The organism is Pseudomonas sp. SWRI81, from assembly GCF_014268545.1.
Lineage (GTDB): Bacteria > Pseudomonadota > Gammaproteobacteria > Pseudomonadales > Pseudomonadaceae > Aquipseudomonas > Aquipseudomonas hamedanensis.
Genome location: NZ_JABWQS010000015.1, coordinates 14,308 through 33,063, shown reverse-complemented (window position 1 = coordinate 33,063; position 18,756 = coordinate 14,308). Strand labels below are relative to the sequence as shown.

Here is an 18,756-nt window from a genome sequence, read left to right as displayed (position 1 = left end):
GCTTCGCAGTCGAACGGGGATAAATCCCCTCGCCACAAATGGGCACGACGCAACCCTTTCTGCGGGTCTCGCAAAAAAAAGCGGACAGCCAAGGCTGTCCGCAAAATGCGCACATAGAGAGGAGCTTATCGCAGACGCGTCAGAACGTAGACTGAATTTTCAGGCCAGCGACCAAAGCGTTATCGACTTCATCCACACCGCCCGGATGGGTGATGTATTGCAGGTTGGGACGCACGGTCAGCCAGTTGGTGACGTGAAAGCCGTAGTTGAGCTCGTAGTTGTATTCGGTTTCACGAATCGGCGAGAACGCGGCGTTGTCGTAGTCGGAAACACCGTTGGAAGCGTTCAACAGCTCAGCGTTGCGCTTGACGTCCTTGTTGACGTGGATGCGCGCCGCGCCAATGCCGATGTCATCTTTCGGACGCGCATCAAACGGACCTTTGTAGACAAACATCACCGACTGGTAGTTGTCGATGAAGTTGGTGTCCTTGTCGTGGAAGGTCGCGTTGGCGGCAATGTTCAGACCGCGCGTCGCATCACCGTTGTGGGTAGTGAGTTGCTGTTGCGCGACGAACCAGTAGCCGCTTTTGCTGCTGTGGGTCTTGTAGGCATCGCCAGTGGTTGCCGCGTCGAAACCGTTGACGTCTTCGCGAACGTCATCGGCATCGGCCGTGCTCTTGTAGTAACCGATGCGGTACTCGCCCGGCAGGCTGTTGACCTTCGGCGACCAGACCAATTCAACCGGCAAAACGGTACCCTTGGTGCCGCTGCCACTGAGCTTGAAGCCGTTGCCGTGTTCCAGCTGCGACGGGTTCTGGTTGTACGCACCGATCTGCGCGTAGAGCTCGTCGTTGATGTTGTACTTCACACGGATAGCGGCCTGGCTGACCGGCCAGTTGTACCAGATGTTGGTTGCCCAGTTACCCACCTGAGAACCGCAGAACGCCAGGTTCTGGAACTCGCACGGGAAGGTGTTGAAGTCTTCGCCTTCACCGAAGTAACCGGCCTTGACGTCGAGCTTGTTGTCGAAGAACTGGTGCTGAATCCACAACTGGGTCAGACGCACCATGTGGCCACGGCCGTAGACTTCCTGCGAGGAACTGAGGGTGCCGGCACGCGGATCGCCAACGCGGTCGTTGGAGATGTTGTAGCCGTTACGATTGGTCAGCTGGATCTTCGCCTGGGTGTTGTCCCAGCCCCACAGTTTTTGCAGGTCGAGGGCCACGCCCAGACCGAACTGGTCGGCGTAACGCGCGGTCTTGTCGTCGTTGTAGCCGCCGTTCAGGTTGGCGCCCATTTCCCCAACGTAGTCGGCCTTGATGTCGATACCCTGCTCGATCAGCCTGGTCCGCTCCCCACCCCAGTCACCGGTCATCCATTTGGAGTCGGAGCTGAACGCATCCGCCGCCATCGCATTGCCGGCCAGCACCAATGCCGCAGCAGCGGACATTTGGCAGATCAACCGGGCATTGACGTGTTTCTTTTTCATCCCTACATCCTCGTCTTTATTGTTATTAACTGTTTTTATCTAACGCGGTTTACATAAAGTGCGACGAATGACAGGCCATTCACCGCGTGCTCCTTTTTTTGTAGGAGTGAGCCTGCTCGCGATAGCGGTTTTACATTCAACATCTCTGTCGACTGACACACCGTCATCGCGAGCAGGCTCACTCCTACAGGGTTCTTCAGCGGCCTTTGAATTGCGCCACATTCGCCGACCGGACTTCAGCCTGCGCCTGGCTCGCAACGCCCAGACGCTCGCCGGTATTGGCATCGAACAACAACACTTTCGATGGATCGAACTGCAGCGTCAGGCTTTCGCCCACCTGCGGTGCCACGTCCGGCGCCAGACGGCAGCAGACTTTGGTGTCGTTCAAATTGACGAACACCAGGGTGTCCGGACCCGTCGGTTCGGTGACCTGCACTTCGGCACGAATGCTCGGCAAACCATTGCCCTCGCCGTTCGCCAGACAGATCTGCTCCGGGCGCAGGCCGAGGATCACTTCGCGGTCTTCAAGCCCGGCGTCCTGCATGCTCATCGGCAACTCGCAACGCGCCTGACCGCTGTCGAGCAACGCCAGCAGACGACCGTCCTTGCGTTGCAAACGCAGGGGGATGAAGTTCATCGGCGGCGAACCAATGAAGCTCGCCACGAACAGGTTGGCCGGGTCGTTGTAGATCTCTTTAGGCGTGCCGAACTGCTGAATGATTCCGTCTTTCATCACCGCAACCTTGTCGCCCAGCGTCATCGCTTCGATCTGGTCGTGGGTCACGTAAACCGTGGTGGTTTTCAGCCGCTGGTGCATCAGTTTCATTTCGGTGCGCATCTCGACGCGCAGCTTGGCGTCGAGGTTGGACAGCGGTTCGTCGAACAGATAAATCTTCGGTCGACGCGCCAGTGCGCGGCCCATCGCCACCCGTTGTTGCTGTCCGCCGGAGAGCTGACCCGGTTTGCGGTTGAGCAAGTGTTCGATCTGCAGCAGCTTGGCCACACGGGCAACTTCTTCATCGATCGAGGCCTGCGGCATCTTGCGGATCTTCAGGCCGAATTCGATGTTCTCGCGCACGCTCATGGTCGGGTACAGCGCGTAGGACTGAAACACCATAGCGATGTCACGATCCTTGGGGCTCATGCCGCTGACGTCCTGATCGCCGATCATGATCGCGCCGCCGGTGATGGTTTCCAACCCGGCGATGCAGTTCATCAAGGTCGATTTGCCGCAGCCCGACGGGCCGACGAGAATCAGGAATTCACCGTCCTTGATCGACAGTTCGATGTTCTTCAGGGTGTCCGGCAAGCCGGCGCCGTAAGTCTTGTTTACATTGCGAAGTTCGAGCGTTGCCATGATTACCCCTTGACTGCGCCGGCCGTCAGCCCGCGCACGAAATACTTGCCTGCGACCACATAGACCAGCAGGGTCGGCAGGCCGGCGATCATCGCCGCTGCCATGTCCACGTTGTATTCCTTGGCGCCGGTGCTGGTGTTGACCAGGTTGTTCAGCGCCACGGTGATCGGTTGCGAATCACCGCTGGAGAACACCACCCCGAACAGGAAGTCGTTCCAGATCTGGGTGAATTGCCAGATCAGGCAGACCATGATGATCGGCGTCGACATCGGCAGGATGATGCGGCGGAAAATCGTGAAGAACCCCGCGCCGTCCAGACGCGCGGCCTTGACCAGCGCATCGGGAATGCTCACGTAGTAGTTACGGAAGAACAGCGTGGTGAACGCCAGACCGTAAACCACGTGAACGAACACTAGGCCGGTGGTGGTGCTCGCCAGGCCCATCTTGCCGAGGGTGAACGAGGCTGGCAGCAGCACGGTCTGGAACGGCAGGAAGCAGCCGAACAGCAACAGGCCGAAGAACAACTGCGAACCGCGAAAGCGCCACATCGACAGCACGTAGCCGTTCAACGCACCGATGGCCGTGGAGATGATCACGGCGGGCACGGTGATCTTGATCGAGTTCCAGAAGTAGCCGTCAACCGTGGCCCAGGCCTTGACCCAGCCGATACCGCTGACCACCGTCGGCCAGCTCAGCAGGTTGCCGGTGCTGATGTCTTCAGGGGTTTTGAAGCTGGTCAGCAACATCACCACCAGCGGCACCAGATACAGAAACACAGCGAAAATCAGCACCGCGTAGATGGCGATGCGACTGAAGCTGATGGCAGGTTTGGCAGCGAGACTAGTCATTGCGCTTGGTCCTCAGCTCGGAATACAGGTAAGGCACGATGATCGCCAGGATCGCACCGAGCATCAGAATCGCACTGGCCGAGCCCATGCCCATCTGGCCGCGACTGAAGGTGAAGGAGTACATGAACATCGCTGGCAGGTCAGAGGAATAACCCGGACCACCGGCCGTCATCGCCGCGACCAGGTCGAAGCTCTTGATCGCGATGTGCGCCAGGATCATCACCGCACTGAAGAACACCGGACGCAGGCTTGGCAGCACGACTTTCCAGTAGATGCGCGGCATGCTCGCGCCATCGATTTGCGCAGCACGAATGATCGATTGATCGACGCCGCGCAGGCCGGCGAGGAACATCGCCATGATGAAGCCCGAGGCTTGCCACACAGCGGCGATCACCAGGCAGTAGACCACGCGATCCGGGTCGATCAGCCAGTCCAGACGGAAGCCTTCCCAGCCCCAGTCACGCAACAATTTGTCCAGGCCCATGCCCGGGTTGAGCAGCCATTTCCACGCGGTACCGGTGACGATCATCGAGAGCGCCATCGGGTACAGGTAAATGGTGCGGATAAAGCCTTCGCGACGGATGCGCTGGTCGAGGAACACCGCCAGCAACACGCCGATCACCAGGGTAATGCCGATGAACATGCCGCCGAACACAGCGAGGTTTTTGCTTGCGACCCACCAGCGGTCGTTGTCGAACAACCGTGCGTATTGCGCCAGGCCCGCCCACTTGTAATTGGGCAGGAACGTCGACGTGGTGAACGACAGAACGAACGTCCACAGGATGTAGCCATAAAAGCCCACCAGCACGATGAACATGCTCGGCGCCAGCACCAGTTTCGGTAGCCAGCGCTGCAATGCATCGAACGGCGAGGCCTTGCTGAACACAGCAACAGAACTCATGAGCAAATCCAAAATAGGGGTTTACGAAAGCATTCCCTTGTAGGAGTGAGCCCTGTGGCGAGGGGATTTATCCCCGTTCGGCTGCGAAGCAGTCGCAAAATCATTACACGCGGTATTTCAGACACTGCGCCGCTGCAACTTTCCGGGGCCGCTTCGCGACCCAACGGGGATAAATCCCCTCACCACAAAGGCTCACTCCTACAGGGGCCAAGCATTACTTGGCCGACTTGATCGCCGCGCCGAGTTTCTTGGCGGTGTCGGCCGGGTCGGCTTTCGGGTCGTTGATGTAGTTGGTCACGACATCAAAGAATGCGCCCTGCACGGCCAGCGTGGTCGCCATGTTGTGCGCCATGCTTGGTTGCAGGCCGCCGGACTTGGCGTCCGCGAGGAAATCCTTGGCCGCGGTCTGGGCGCAAGAGTCAAAGCCGAGCTTGTCCATGTTGTTCAACATGTCGTTGCGTACCGGAATCGAGCCTTTGTTGATGCTGAAGACTTTCTGGAAGTTTTCACCCAGCACGACTTTGGCGATGTCCTGCTGACCGGCCGCAGTGCCTGCGTCCTTCTGCTTGAACACGGCCAGCGAGTCGATGTTGTAGGTGAACGCCTTGTCAGTGCCCGGGAAGGCCACGCACTCGTAGTCCTTGCCGGCGACTTTCTTGGCGGCGGTCCATTCGGATTTGGCCCAGTCACCCATGATCTGCATGCCGGCCTTGCCGTTGATGACCTTGGCCGCTTCCAGGTTCCAGTCCTGGCCTTTGCCGTCAGCGTCCATGTAGGTCGCGACTTTCTTCAGTTCGGTCAGTGCCTTGACCATCTCAGGGCCGGTCAGCGCGCTATTGTCCAGGTCGACCAGGGCTTTCTTGTAGCCATCCACACCCATGACCGAGAGCACCACGGCTTCGAACACGGTGCTGTCCTGCCAAGGCTGACCGCCGTGAGCCAGCGGAATGAAGCCTGCCGCCTTCAGCTTGTCGCCGGCGGCGTAGAACTCTTCAAGGGTGGTTGGATTCTTGGTGATGCCGGCTTTCTTGAAGACTTCCGGGTTGATCCACAGCCAGTTCACGCGGTGGATGTTCACCGGCACGGCCACGTAATCACCGTCGTACTTCACGGTATCGGAGACTTTCTTGTCGAGCAGGCTGTCCCACTTTTCCGACTTGGCGACGTCTTCCAGCACGTCGGTGTCGAGCAGACCGGTCGATGCCCATTCCTGAATGTCCGGGCCTTTGATCTGGGCGACGCCCGGTGGATTGCCGGCCACGGCACGGCTTTTCAACACGGTCATGGCAGTCGCACCGCCACCGCCGGCGACAGCGCCGTCTTTCCAGGTGAAACCGTCTTTTTCGACTTGAGCCTTGAGCACATCGACGGCGGCTTTTTCGCCACCGGAAGTCCACCAGTGCACGACTTCGACCGAACCTTTGGATTCGGCAGCGGAGACACTGAGCGGCAGGATTGCGAGCGGGAACAGGGAGGCGACAGAAATGACAGTAGCGAGGCGAGAAATCGCATTCATTCGAGATGTACCTTTCTTGTTGTTATGCATTGCAAGTCTGGTGCTTGCGCTGCACAGGAGTTTAAACAGGGCATTTCGCTTCGCAGGTAACGAAGCGATGCGTAAATGTCACCACATGGTTACACAGGAGCAGGCCGAGACACCTGCGCCAAAGCCGTGGCCATGCTCGGTGCCAGCGGTAATCGAGGGATCAGTACGGCTTGCCAGGCGTGATACAGATCGGGCTTGCCCGGCCAGATATCGGCGCTGGGCAGGTTCTGTGGACTGAGTTCGTGATGCCAGCTGCCGTCGCAGCGGTCGATGAAATGCGTCTCGCAGAATTCCCAGAACAGTCGATACCAGGTTTCGTATTGCGCCTCGCCCGTGCGTTTGAGCAGGGCACTGGCGGCGCCACTCGCTTCGGCGTGCGTCCAGTGCAGGCGATGGCGGACGACGGCCTGGTTGTCCCAGTCGAGGGTGTAGACGATGCCCGGCGCACCGTCGACATCCCAGCCGTGGCGGCAGTTGTTCTCGAACAGCTTTTGCGCATCGGTTGCCAGCCAGCCCGGTGTGAGCATGCCGGCCTGGACCCGCGCAGCTTCCAGGTGCAACAACAGCCGCGCCCACTCGAACCCGTGGCCCGGCGTGGTGCCGTAAGGACGGAAACCGTCGGCGGGATTGGCGTGGTTGTAGTCGCGCAGCGGTTGCCAGTCTCGATCGAAATGTTCGATAACCATGTACCCGTTGGCAGCGGCGTGACCGTGGATCACTCGCTCGACGATGCGTTGCGCACGGATCAGCCAGCGCGGGTCTTCAGTGACATCGGCCAGCGCAAGGAACGCTTCGGTCGCGTGCATGTTGCTGTTGGCGCCGCGATAGGCTTCTTCTTCACTCCAGTCGCGATTGAAGAACTCGCGCATGGCGCCCTCTTCTTCGCTCCAGAAATACGTGTCGATGATATCGATCGCGTCATCCAGCAGGGCCTGTGCGCCGGGCCGTTGCGCGACCACCGCAGAGCTGGCGGCCAGCGCGACGAAGGCGTGCAGGTAGGCGTTTTTGCCGGTGTTGTCGTCACGGTGCCCGGCGACCGCAAACCAGCCGCCGTGCAGCGCATCGCGCAACGGCCCGCGCAGGGCGGCGATGCCGTGATCGACCAGTTCGGTAAACCCCGGCAGGCCCTGAATGTGGGCCATGGCGAAACTGTGGGTCATGCGCGCGGTGTTCATGGTTTCGGCGTGGGCGTTCACCGGCAGGTGGCCGCGCTCGTCGAGATTGCCGAAGCCTTCAGGCAGCTTCGAGGCTTTGGCGAAATCCAGCAGGCGCAGGCCTTCGGCGGCGAGCCATTGCTGATGGGCAGGGGCGTTCAGCCAACTGCTGAAGCCTGGATGAAAGGTGTCCATGGAGTGGCCCTTTTTTGTTGTTATGACTGCGGGCAGTCTAAACAACGGGCTGGGGTCGGCTTGTAACGAAGGGGACGGGGTTTGTCACTGACTTGTGACATTTGTATTGATGCATCTGACGCCTTCGCGAGCAGGCTCGCTCCCACAGGTGAACGCATTCCACCCGCCGCAACGCGGTCTAATGTGGGAGCGAGCCTGCTCGCGAAGAACGGTAACGCGGTCTGCTAATCAACACTGCGCGGCAACTGCAACGTCACTCGCAACCCGCCCTCACGCAGATTCTGCAAGGTCACCTCACCGCCATGGCTATGGGCAATGTTGCGCGCAATCCCCAAACCTAATCCATAGCCCTGCTGCTGCCCCGCGAGTCTGAAGTGCGGCTCGAACACCTGCTCCAGCCGCTGCTGCGGCACGCCCGGCCCTTCATCATCGACATGCAAAACAAACGCGCTGTCATCGTCGTCGATGTGCAGGTGCGCGTTCTGCCCGTACTTCAAGGCGTTGTCGATCAGGTTGCCGATGCAGCGCTTGAGCGCCAGCGGTTTGCCCGGATATGCCGACAGCGCCCGCCCGTGCTGGGTGACGCGGCCATTGCCGTTGGGCGCCAGGTACGGCTCGACCAGACAATCGAGCACATGATTGAGATCCACCGGCTCGATGTTTTCATGGATGTCGGTGTCTTTGACGCATTGCAGCGCGCCTTTGACCAACAGCTCCAACTCATCGAGATCGCGGCCGAATTTGGCTTGCAGTTTTTCGTCTTCCAGCAACTCGACGCGCAGGCGCAAACGCGTGATCGGCGTACGCAGGTCATGGGAAATCGCACTGAATAACTGGCTGCGTTCGGTCAGATAGCGGCTGATGCGCTCGCGCATGGTGTTGAACGCGCGGCCCACTTCAACCACTTCGCTGCCGCCGCCCTCGGCGACCGGCTCGACGTCGGCGCCCAGCGACAGGTCGCGCGCCGCCCGCGCCAGACGCTTGAGTGGCCGGCTCTGCCAATGCACCAGCAGACCGATGAACAACAAAAGAAAACCACTGGTGAGCACGATGAACCAGACCTGCTGCGCCGGCAGGCCTTGCTCTTCGAGACTGGTGTACGGCTCGGGCAACAGCGAGGCGATGTACAGCCATTCGCCCGGGGCCATTTGAATTTGCGTGACCAGCACTGGCGGATTGACCGGTTCGAGGGTCAGCGCGTAGTGCGCCCAGGAACGCGGCAACTCGTCGAGTTTCAGCCCGGCGTTGAAAATCCGCAGGTCCTCGGGGCTGACAAACGTCACCGAAATATCGGTGTCATGCCCCAGGGTCTGCCGCAGCACTTCATCCACCGCTTTCATCACCGCCGCCTTGCGTGGCGTGACCGGCAGCACTTCCATGCCCAGGGGTCGGTCATTGAGCGTCACCACGAATCGCGTGCCGCCCATGCTGCGCAACTGGTCGAGTACCAGCGGTCGATAGGCCACCGGCAGAGAGCGGAAATAGCTGACGCTGGCGGTCATCGAATGGGCGAGGCTACGGGCGCTGGTGACCAACCCTTCAAGCTGAGTGGCGCGCAGTTGCGAGACCCAGATCACGCTGGATAACGTCTGCGCGAACAGCACCGCGAGCAGCGTCAACAGCAGCATGCGACCGAGCAGCGAGCGCGGCACCGGGACCCTGGCAGCGAGTTTGCGCAGCGACTCAGTGACCATTGCCGGCAACCACATTGGCTGCCAGCTGATAACCGCTGCCACGCACGGTGCGGATCAGCCGCGGCGGTTTTTCGGTGTCGCGCAGGCGCTGGCGCAAACGGCTGACGGCCATGTCGACGATGCGGTCGAGCGGCATCAGATCGCGGCCACGGGTGGCGTTGCCGATGGTGTCACGGTCGAGGATTTGCTGCGGGTGATCAAGGAACAGTTTGAGCAGGGCAAAATCGGCGCCGGAGAGAATCACTTCCTCGCCGTCAGCGTGAAACAGCCGGTGACTGACCATGTCCAGGCGCCAGTCATCGAAGGCCAACACTTCACTGCCGCTGCGTTCGTGAGCGAATTGCGCGCGGCGCAGCAGGGCCTTGATCCGCGCTTGCAGTTCGCGCGGGCTGAACGGTTTGCCAAGGTAATCGTCAGCGCCGAGTTCCAGACCGATCACCCGGTCGGCTTCGTCGGAACTGGCGGTGAGCATGATGATCGGCACCTGCGCCTGACGCGGATGCTGGCGCACCCAACGGCACAGGCTGAAACCGTCTTCGTCGGGCAACATGACATCGAGGATCACCAGATCGCTCGGCGCTTCGTTGAGTGCCTGGCGAAAACCGGCGCCATCGGCGGTGGCCCGCACCTGAAACCCGGCGCGGGTCAGGTAGGTTTCCAGCAACTCGCGTATTTCCTGGTCGTCATCGACCAACAATATCGACTTGTTGACTGAGCTCACTTCGAAGGCATCCTTGTTGTTGGAGTTGGGGCGGATTATGCCTTAAGGACTGATTTTACAAACACCACAAAACCACTGTGGAAAACAAACCTGTGGCGAGGGGATTTATCTGTGGTGAGGGGATTTATCCCCGATGGCCTGCGCAGCAGGCCTTAGCTTTTTGGGGCCGCTTCGCTGCCCAGCGGGGATAAATCCCCTCGCCACAGATAAATCCCCTCGCCACATAGGCTCACGCCTACAGTTGACCGTGTTTCAGGTCCGGATTGCTTGATCCAGGGCCACGCCCGCGCCGACCAGCCCGGAATACGGTGCCGTGACCAGCCACACCGGGATGCCTTTGAAGTAATCGCTCATGCAGCCCTTGTCGGCGAAGCAGCGGGCGAAACCGCTTTGGAGGAAGAAATCGGCGAACCGTGGAATGACCCCACCGACGATAAACACCCCACCGCGTGCGCCGGTGGTCAGCACATTGTTGCCGGCCACTCGACCGAGCCAGCAGCAGAACTGCTCCAGCACCTCCAGCGCCACCGGATCACCCGCCAGACCGGCCGATGTGATCGCCTCGGGCGTATCGAGGATCGGCTCATGCCCATCCACCGCGCAGATTGCCCGGTACAGCCGAGGCAAGCCGCTGCCGCTCAACGCGGTTTCCGCGCTGACATGGCCGATCTCGTTGTAGATGTGCTGCCACAGTTGCGTTTCCCGCGGGCTGCTCAACGGCAGATCGACGTGACCGCCCTCGCCCGGCAACGCGGCAAAGCGACCTTCGCCCAGATCGAGCAAGGTGCCGACACCCAGGCCAGTGCCCGGGCCGATGACCACGGCCGGGCGCAACGGCTCCGGCGTGCCTTCGCAAACGACGCGGAATTCGCCCGGCTGCAAGCGGGTCATGCCCAACGCCATCGCCGAGAAGTCGTTGGTCAGCAACAACTGCTCGACCTGCAATGTCTTGCAGAACGCGCTGCGACTGAGCCGCCAGTGATTGTTGGTGAATTTGAACTCATCGCCGCTGACCGGGCCGGCCACCGACAGGCACACCGAACCGATCGAACCCGGCGCCAGACCGAGCCCGCTCAGGTACAGGCCGATCGCCTCCTCCGGGGTGGCAAAGTCGGCCGTGGCCAGCACCTGAACTGATTGCAATTGCTGGTTTTGCCACAACGCGAACCGCGCGTTGGTGCCTCCGATGTCACCGACCAAAGCCAGTTTCAATTAAGCGTCTCCAGGGCAGAAGTAAAGGCGCTGGCGCCCTGCTCCGCCGAGCTGAAGGCCATGCGCATGAAGCCGAACAGTTCACGCCCGCTGCCGATGTTGTTGCCCAACAGGCCTTTGGCGGGTTCGCGCGCTGCGAATTCGGCGGCGTCGATCTTGAGTTCCAAGGTGCCTTTGACGCCATCGACGCGGATGATATCGCCCTCTTGCACGCGCGCCAAAGCGCCGCCGACATAAGCTTCGGGGCTGACGTGAATTGCCGCCGGGATTTTTCCCGAGGCGCCGGACATGCGCCCGTCCGTCACCAGCGCCACTTTGAAGCCGCGATCCTGCAGTACGCCGAGGAACGGCGTCATCTTGTGCAGCTCCGGCATACCGTTGGAACGCGGGCCCTGGAAGCGCATCACCGCAACGAAATCTTTTTCGAGCAGACCGGCCTTGAACGCATCGGCCAGGTCCTGCTGATCCTGAAACACCATCGCCGGCGCTTCGACAATCTGGTTTTCCAGGGCCACGGCAGACACTTTCATCACACCGCGACCGAGGTTGCCTTCCATCACGCGCAACCCGCCCTCTTGCGAGAACGCACGGGACACCGGACGCAGGATGTTTTCGTCGAGGCTGTCGGTCGTGCCTTCGCGCCAGACCAACTCGCCGTTATCGAGGAACGGCTCTTTGGTGTACCGGCTCAGGCCATGGCCGAGCACGGTGTTGACGTCTTCGTGCAACAGACCGGCGCCGAGCAGCTCTCGGATCAGGAACGACATGCCGCCGGCGGCCTGGAAATGGTTGATGTCAGCTTTGCCGTTCGGATAGACGTGGCTGAGGGTCGGCACGACTTCGGAGAGGTCGGCCATGTCCTGCCAGGTCAGTTGAATGCCCGCCGCCATGGCGATGGCCGGCATGTGCAGGGTGTGGTTGGTCGAGCCGCCAGTGGCGTGCAGCGCGACGATCGAATTGACCAGCGCCTTCTCGTCGACAATTTCGCCGATCGGCATGAAGTTGCCGTTCTGTTTGGTCAGACGCGTGACTTGATGCGCGGCTTCGCGAGTCAGGGCATCGCGCAGCGGCGTGTTCGGGTTGACGAAAGACGCGCCCGGCAGATGCAGGCCCATGACTTCCATCAGCAACTGGTTGGTGTTGGCGGTGCCGTAGAACGTGCAGGTGCCCGGGCTGTGGTAGGACTTCATCTCCGATTCCAGCAGCTCTTCGCGAGTCGCCTTGCCTTCGGCGTACTTCTGACGGACGTCGGCTTTTTCCTTGTTGGAAATACCCGAGACCATTGGCCCGCCCGGCACGAAGATGGTCGGCAGATGACCGAAGCGCAGCGAGCCCATCATCAGGCCCGGGACGATCTTGTCGCAGATGCCGAGCATCAGCGCGCCGTCGAACATGTTGTGCGACAGCGCCACGGCGGTGGACATGGCGATGACTTCGCGGCTTGGCAGGCTCAGTTCCATGCCCGGCTCGCCCTGGGTTACGCCGTCGCACATCGCAGGCGTGCCGCCGGCAAACTGGCCGACCGAGCCGATTTCGCGCAAGGCGTTCTTGATCTGCTGCGGGAACACTTCGTAAGGCTGGTGCGCCGAGAGCATGTCGTTATACGAAGAAACAATGGCGATGTTCGCCGAGTTCATCATCCGCAGGCTGTGCTTGTCTTCGCTGCCGCACCCGGCCACGCCGTGGGCGAAGTTGGCGCATTGCAGCTTGCCGCGCATCGGCCCGTCAGTGGCGGCGCCGCGAATCAATGCAAGGTAAGCCTGACGCGTGGCGCGGCTGCGGGCGATAAGCCGTTCGGTGACCTCAAGAACGCGGGGATGCATGTGTAGAACTCCAGGCTAACGGATGTGGCGACCTGATTGTCTATGCTGGTCAAACACCGTTGTCGTTGGAATGACGGACGGTTTTTTTGACCATTCGGACCAGTTGATTCAGGTCACTCGTTGTAGATAAAACAAAATATTGCCACTAAAAAGGCTTGTTTTCTATTTTTATGCGAATAATCTTGTAATTCCAACAACAAAACGACGGCGGCGCTGTTCCATGACTCTACGAATCGCAATCAATGGTTTTGGCCGCATCGGCCGTAATGTCCTGCGCGCACTGTATACCCAAGGCTATCGTCAAGACCTGCAGATCGTCGCCATCAACGATCTGGGTGACAGTTCGATCAACGCGCATCTGCTCAAATACGACACCGTTCATGGCACCTTCGATGCCGAAGTGGCTCATGACAACGAAAGCCTGACGGTCAACGGCGACCGCATTGCAGTCAGCGCCATTCGCAACCCGGCCGAACTGCCTTGGGCGGCGGAAAAGATTGATGTGGTGTTCGAATGCACCGGTCTCTTTACCGACCGCGCCAAAGCCGCCGCGCATATTAGCGCCGGCGCCCGCAAGGTGATCATCTCGGCCCCGGCCAAAGGCGCCGACGCCACTGTCGTCTACGGCGTCAACCACGACATTCTGCGCCAGTCGCACCAGATTATTTCCAACGCCTCGTGCACCACCAACTGCCTCGCGCCCGTGGCGCAAGTGCTGCACCGCGAACTGGGCATCGAAAGCGGTCTGATGACCACCATTCATGCCTACACCAACGACCAGAACCTCACCGACGTTTATCACACCGACCCGTACCGCGCGCGTTCGGCCACCCAGAACATGATCCCGAGCAAGACCGGCGCTGCCGAAGCGGTCGGCCTGGTGCTGCCGGAACTGGCCGGCAAATTGACCGGCATGGCCGTGCGCGTGCCGGTGATCAACGTGTCGCTGGTGGATTTGACGGTACAGCTCAAGCGTGAAGCCTCGGCGGACGAAGTCAACGCACTGCTGAAAGCGGCGAGCCAGCATTCGAAGATTTTGGGTTACAACACGTTGCCGCTGGTTTCCAGCGACTTCAACCACAACCCGCTGTCGTCGATTTTTGACGCCAACCACACCAAGTCCAGCGGCAAATTGCTGAAAGTGCTGGCCTGGTACGACAACGAATGGGGCTTCTCCAACCGCATGCTGGATAACTGCCTGGCGTTGTGTAACGCCGAATAAACGGGTGGCTCTTCTGTAGGAGTGAGCCTGCTCGCGATAGCTGTCTATCAGCCAATGAAAATGGTGAATGTGATACCGCTATCGCGAGCAGGCTCACTCCTACAATGGATTTGTGCTGTATTCAAAATCAGCGCTTGACCATTTAGCTGGATGACAATCATTATCATTCGCTCAAAATGGATCAGGTCCTCCCGTGAGTCAATCGCGCTTCAACCACGTCTTCCTCGCCCAGCGCACTTCCCTGCTGCGCACGCTGGAACGAATGGTCAACAATCACAGCACCGCTGAAGACCTGCTGCAGGAGACCTACCTGCGCGTGACGCGGGCGCTGAGCGAGCGGGCCATCGATCACCTTGAACCCTTTGTCTTCCAGACCGCGCGCAATCTGGCGCTGGACCATTTGCGTGCGCGCAGGATTCATTCTCGAACCATGGTCGACGATGTTCCGCAGGACGTCGTGCACAGCATCGCCGCCCCCGCCAGCAGCGCCGAAGACGCCGCCCACGCCGAACAACTGCTGGAGCGTTTGAACGTGAGCCTCAGCCAACTCAGCATGCGCCAGCAACAAATATTCATCCTCAGCCGCCTGCACGGGCACAGCTATCAGGAGATCGCCGACGAACTGAACGTGTCGCTGAGTACCGTGCAGAAAGAATTGAAACTGATCATGTCGATCTGCATCGGCGTCGCCGAGCGACATAACAGCAGCGGCAAGCTTTGAGCTGCAAGCACAAGTAAAAACAAAAAGCAGTAACGCATCCGGCTTGCAGCTTGCAGCTTGAAGCTAGAAACTGCTTCGCCAGAAGCCCCCGAGGAACCACCGTGACGGACACCCACCGCTCGCCTTCACCGGATTCGGTGCAGGACGCTGCAAACGCAATGGACCAGGCGCTGGACTGGCTCATCGTGCTTGGCAGCCCGGACGAGGAGCAGACCCGGCAATTTCATGCCTGGCTGGCGGCCGATCCGTTGAATGCCGAGGCGTTCGCCAGGGCCCAGGCAATCTGGGACGGTCCGCAGGTCGTATTGTGTGCACAGGCCCTCGCGGCGAAACCTTCCCGGGTCACGGCCTTCAAACGCTTGCGCGCGCACTGGAAACCCTTGGCCACCGCGGCGGTGCTGGTGCTCGGTCTGTTCAGTTTCAGCAACCTGCCGCTGCGCCTGCAAGCCGATCACCTGACCGTGGTTGGCGAGCGCCAGCGCCTGCAACTCGAAGATGGCTCGAAGGTCCTGCTCAACACCAACTCGGCGTTCTCCAGCACCATCAACGATCAGCAACGCGTGGCCCGGCTGTTTCAGGGCGAGGCGTTTTTCGAGATCGCCAGCGGGCGCAGTCAGCCGCTGGAAATCGATGCCGGCCCGGTCCAGGCCAGCGTGCATGACACCGCATTTGCCGTTCGTTATCTCGACGGCGTCGCGCAGGTCAATGTGCAGCGTGGCGACGTCGATCTGCGCGCCACGCACAACGACGCCCGCGTGCGCCTGAGCGCTGGGGAAAGTATCCGCATCGGCCCCAACGGTTTCGACCGTCCGGCCAGGCTCGATGCCAACACGGACCTGGCCTGGGTACAAGGCCGACTGGTGTTCGAGAACTGCCCGCTGAATCAGGTGCTGGCCGAACTGCGCCGCTACTACCCGGGCTGGATCATCAACAACAACGAGCAACTGGCCGACGTTGCCGTCACTGGCAATTACCGCCTCGATCAGCCGCTCGACGTGGTCCGCTCCCTTGCTCACATCACCTCGGCGCGCTTACAGGAGTTTCCCGCGTTGGTGATCTTGAACTAAATGAGAATTATTTTTACTCGATAGCCACCGGTAGTACGTCTCGTTATAGCCAATGCAATTGATTCGCATCACCATGCGATCAGCACCTATAAAGATTCGTGCGACACGGAGCGCTATCGATGTCCTCTCGCCTTACCCGCCAGACTGCTTCCCCCTCCCGCGTACTGTCACTGTTGACCGCGGCCATGCTGATGGCCGGCAGCGCACCGCTGCTGGCGGCCACTGAACCGGCGTCGCGCAACATGGCGGATTACTCGTTCGCCATCGGCCAGCAACCGCTGGTCTCGGCGCTCAATGCCTTCACCGCCGTGACCGGCTGGCAGGTCGGCTTGCCGGCAGAACTGGGCCAGGGTGTGTCGTCGCCCGGCGTGCGCGGTTCGCTGCCGCCGGAAAAAGCCCTGGAGCGGCTGTTGGTGGGGACCAACCTGAGCTTCCGCAAAATCAGCAATAACAACGTCGTGCTGGAAAAGCGCAACGCCAGCGGCACGCTGAATCTGGATCAGGTGACCATCAGCGCCACCCGTCAGCAACAGTCCGTCAGCAGCGTGCCGTCCACTGTCAGCGTGCACACTCGCGACGAGCTGGACCGCAACAACGTCAACACCATCAAGGATCTGGTGCGCTACGAGCCAGGCGTCTCCGTCGGTGGCGCCGGTCAGCGTGGCGGCATCAGCGGCTACAACATCCGCGGCATCGACGGCGACCGCATTCTGACGCAGGTCGACGGCGTGGAAATCCCCAATGGTTTCTTCAACGGCCCGTACGCCAAGAGCCAGCGCAACTACGTCGACCCGGAAATCGTCAAGCGCGTGGAGATCCTCCGTGGCCCGGCGTCGGTGCTGTACGGCAGTAACGCCATCGGTGGCGCCGTCAGTTATTACACCCTCGATGCAGACGACATTATCAAGCCCGGCAAAGACGTCGGCGCCCGTTTGAAAAGCGGTTACAGCTCTGCCGACGACAGCTGGTTGAAGTCTGCCACCGTCGCCGGACGTGCCGAACAGTTCGATGCGCTGTTGCACTATAGCCAGCGCGACGGCCATGAAACCGAGTCCTACGGCAACCACAACGGTACGGGGCTTGCACGCACCGCCGCCAACCCGGAGGACGTGCGCGCGACCAACGTGCTGGCCAAGCTCGGCTGGAACTACAACGACGATTCGCGCCTGGGCCTGACCTACGAAAAGTACAAGGATGACCGCGACACTGACCAGAAAAGCGCTTATGGCGGCCCGTACGTCAACGGCGCCCCGACGATCCCGACCAGCCTGCTGCCCGGCGGCATGTACCAGTGGCGCACCGGCAACGACACCATTACCCGCGAGCGTTTCGGTATCGAGCACCGCTTTGCCCTCGACAGCCTGCTGGTCGACAACGTCAAGTGGAGCCTCAATCACCAGATCGCCAAGACCGACCAGAGTACCGAAGAGTATTACTACCCAATGACCCGTAAAGTGCTGCGCACCCGCGATACGCTTTACGAGGAAAAGCAGTGGGTGTTCGACGCGCAACTGGACAAGGCTTTCGCCATCGGTGACACCGATCATGTGCTGACCTATGGCACCACAATCAAGCAACAGAAAGTCACCGGTTCGCGCAGTGGCGATGGCAAGTGCCTGGCCGTCGGCCGTGGCTGCACGGCGATTGGCGCGACCAGCACAGCTGATGTACTGAAGAAAGCCAGCGACTTCCCGGACCCGACCATCAACACCTACAGCCTGTTCGCCCAGGACCAGATCAGCTGGAACAACTGGACCTTCGTGCCGGGCCTGCGCTACGACTACACCCAGCTCAAGCCGCACATCACCGAGGAATTCCTCAACACCGTAAATGCCGACGGCAAAGGCACGGTCAGCGACCAGAACAAGACCTGGCACAAGGTGTCGCCGAAGTTCGGCCTGACCTACGCGCTGACGGAAAACTACACCTGGTACGGCCAGTACGCCGAAGGCTTCCGCACGCCGACCGCAAAGGCGTTGTATGGCCGTTTCGAGAACAACACCACCGGCTACACCGTCGCGCCTAATTCCGACCTTGAGCCGGAGAAAAGCAAAGGCTTCGAAACCGGTCTGCGCGGCAACTTCGAGCAAGGCTCGTTCGACGTCGCGGTGTTCTATAACAAGTACCGCGACTTCATTAACGAGGACGCGGTCAAGCCGGGCGACGACCAACTGACCTTCCAGAGCAACAACATCAAACGCGCCACGATCAAGGGTGCGGAAGTCAAAGGTCGTTTGAATCTGGATGCATTCGGCGCCCCGCAGGGCCTCTACACCCAAGGCTCGATCGCCTACGCCTACGGTAGAAACAACGACAACGGCGAGCCGATCAACAGCGTCAATCCACTCACCGGCGTCTTCGGCCTCGGTTACGACCAGGACACCTATGGCGGCCTGCTGAGCTGGACCGTGGTGAAGAAAAAGGACCGCGTCGACGACAGCAATTTCAAGTCGCCGGACGGTGTCAGCAGCCAGTTCAAGACGCCGGGCTTCGGCATTCTCGATCTGGCCGGGTATTACAAAGTCAGCGATGACGTCACCGTCAGTGGCGGGATTTACAACCTGACCGACAAGAAATACTGGCTGTGGGATGACGTGCGCGGCTACGACAGCGTTGGCGAAGCCTCGGTAACGCAACCGGCCAATCTCGATCGCCTGACTCAACCGGGACGCAACTTCGCGATCAACCTGATCTGGGACATCTGATCCGGCCGGCCTCACTGCGCGTGTTCAGTTATTGCGCAGTGAGGTTTTTTTACGCTCCGGCGCCTGCCCGTACGTCTTGTTATCAAGCGCCTCATCTATCA

Annotated in this window: 14 protein-coding genes; 4 read left to right on the top strand and 10 right to left on the bottom strand. The window is 60.3% G+C overall.

Going from position 1 to position 18,756, the window contains the following annotated elements:
* Positions 1 to 139 precede the first annotated feature (139 nt).
* From HU765_RS12000 to edd, 10 genes are all read right to left on the bottom strand, one after another.
* Positions 140 to 1,489, bottom strand: coding sequence for a carbohydrate porin (locus HU765_RS12000; protein ID WP_186620657.1), 1,350 nt, complete (start codon positions 1,487 to 1,489; stop codon positions 140 to 142).
* A gap of 196 nt (positions 1,490 to 1,685) precedes the next feature.
* Entirely contained in the window at positions 1,686 to 2,846 is a 1,161-nt protein-coding gene (ugpC, locus tag HU765_RS11995; RefSeq protein WP_186620655.1) for a sn-glycerol-3-phosphate ABC transporter ATP-binding protein UgpC, read from the bottom strand.
* Between the two features lie 2 nt (positions 2,847 to 2,848).
* Positions 2,849 to 3,694 carry a carbohydrate ABC transporter permease gene (locus HU765_RS11990; RefSeq protein WP_126365763.1) on the bottom strand — a complete coding sequence of 282 codons (846 nt, stop codon included), beginning with the start codon at positions 3,692 to 3,694 and terminating at the stop codon, positions 2,849 to 2,851.
* Positions 3,687 to 4,595: a sugar ABC transporter permease gene (locus tag HU765_RS11985; RefSeq protein ID WP_186550610.1), complete on the bottom strand. Its 909-nt coding sequence runs from the start codon at positions 4,593 to 4,595 to the stop codon at positions 3,687 to 3,689. Before HU765_RS11985 ends, HU765_RS11990 begins: the two co-directional genes overlap by 8 nt.
* A 214-nt stretch (positions 4,596 to 4,809) precedes the next feature.
* A complete protein-coding gene (locus tag HU765_RS11980; protein ID WP_186550608.1) occupies positions 4,810 to 6,111 on the bottom strand; it encodes an ABC transporter substrate-binding protein in 1,302 nt (433 codons plus the stop codon).
* Between the two features lie 119 nt (positions 6,112 to 6,230).
* Complete coding sequence (locus tag HU765_RS11975; protein WP_186620654.1) at positions 6,231 to 7,490, bottom strand: AGE family epimerase/isomerase; 1,260 nt, start codon at positions 7,488 to 7,490, stop codon at positions 6,231 to 6,233.
* Positions 7,491 to 7,714: 224 nt separating this feature from the next.
* Positions 7,715 to 9,184, bottom strand: a complete 1,470-nt coding sequence (locus HU765_RS11970; protein ID WP_186550604.1) for an ATP-binding protein — start codon at positions 9,182 to 9,184, stop codon at positions 7,715 to 7,717.
* The gene (locus HU765_RS11965; protein ID WP_186550602.1) at positions 9,174 to 9,905 is read right to left on the bottom strand and encodes a response regulator transcription factor; all 732 of its coding nucleotides are present in this window, start codon (positions 9,903 to 9,905) and stop codon (positions 9,174 to 9,176) included. Before HU765_RS11965 ends, HU765_RS11970 begins: the two co-directional genes overlap by 11 nt.
* Before the next feature lie 252 nt (positions 9,906 to 10,157).
* Positions 10,158 to 11,117 (bottom strand): glucokinase, encoded by a 960-nt coding sequence (locus HU765_RS11960; RefSeq protein WP_186620652.1) that lies wholly within the window; start codon positions 11,115 to 11,117, stop codon positions 10,158 to 10,160.
* A complete protein-coding gene (gene edd / locus HU765_RS11955) occupies positions 11,114 to 12,940 on the bottom strand; it encodes a phosphogluconate dehydratase (RefSeq protein WP_186620650.1) in 1,827 nt (608 codons plus the stop codon). The genes HU765_RS11960 and edd overlap by 4 nt, the downstream gene beginning before the upstream one ends.
* Before the next feature lie 220 nt (positions 12,941 to 13,160).
* Between edd and gap the strand changes: the two genes are divergently transcribed.
* The 4 genes from gap (at position 13,161) to HU765_RS11935 (ending at position 18,655) form a co-directional block, all read left to right on the top strand.
* Positions 13,161 to 14,162, top strand: coding sequence for a type I glyceraldehyde-3-phosphate dehydrogenase (gene gap / locus HU765_RS11950; RefSeq protein ID WP_186620648.1), 1,002 nt, complete (start codon positions 13,161 to 13,163; stop codon positions 14,160 to 14,162).
* Between the two features lie 193 nt (positions 14,163 to 14,355).
* A complete protein-coding gene (locus HU765_RS11945; protein ID WP_186620641.1) occupies positions 14,356 to 14,883 on the top strand; it encodes a sigma-70 family RNA polymerase sigma factor in 528 nt (175 codons plus the stop codon).
* A 101-nt stretch (positions 14,884 to 14,984) separates the two neighbouring features.
* Positions 14,985 to 15,950, top strand: coding sequence for a FecR domain-containing protein (locus tag HU765_RS11940; RefSeq protein ID WP_186550592.1), 966 nt, complete (start codon positions 14,985 to 14,987; stop codon positions 15,948 to 15,950).
* Positions 15,951 to 16,069: 119 nt separating this feature from the next.
* Positions 16,070 to 18,655: a TonB-dependent receptor gene (locus HU765_RS11935; RefSeq protein WP_186620639.1), complete on the top strand. Its 2,586-nt coding sequence runs from the start codon at positions 16,070 to 16,072 to the stop codon at positions 18,653 to 18,655.
* Positions 18,656 to 18,756: the final 101 nt, after the last annotated feature.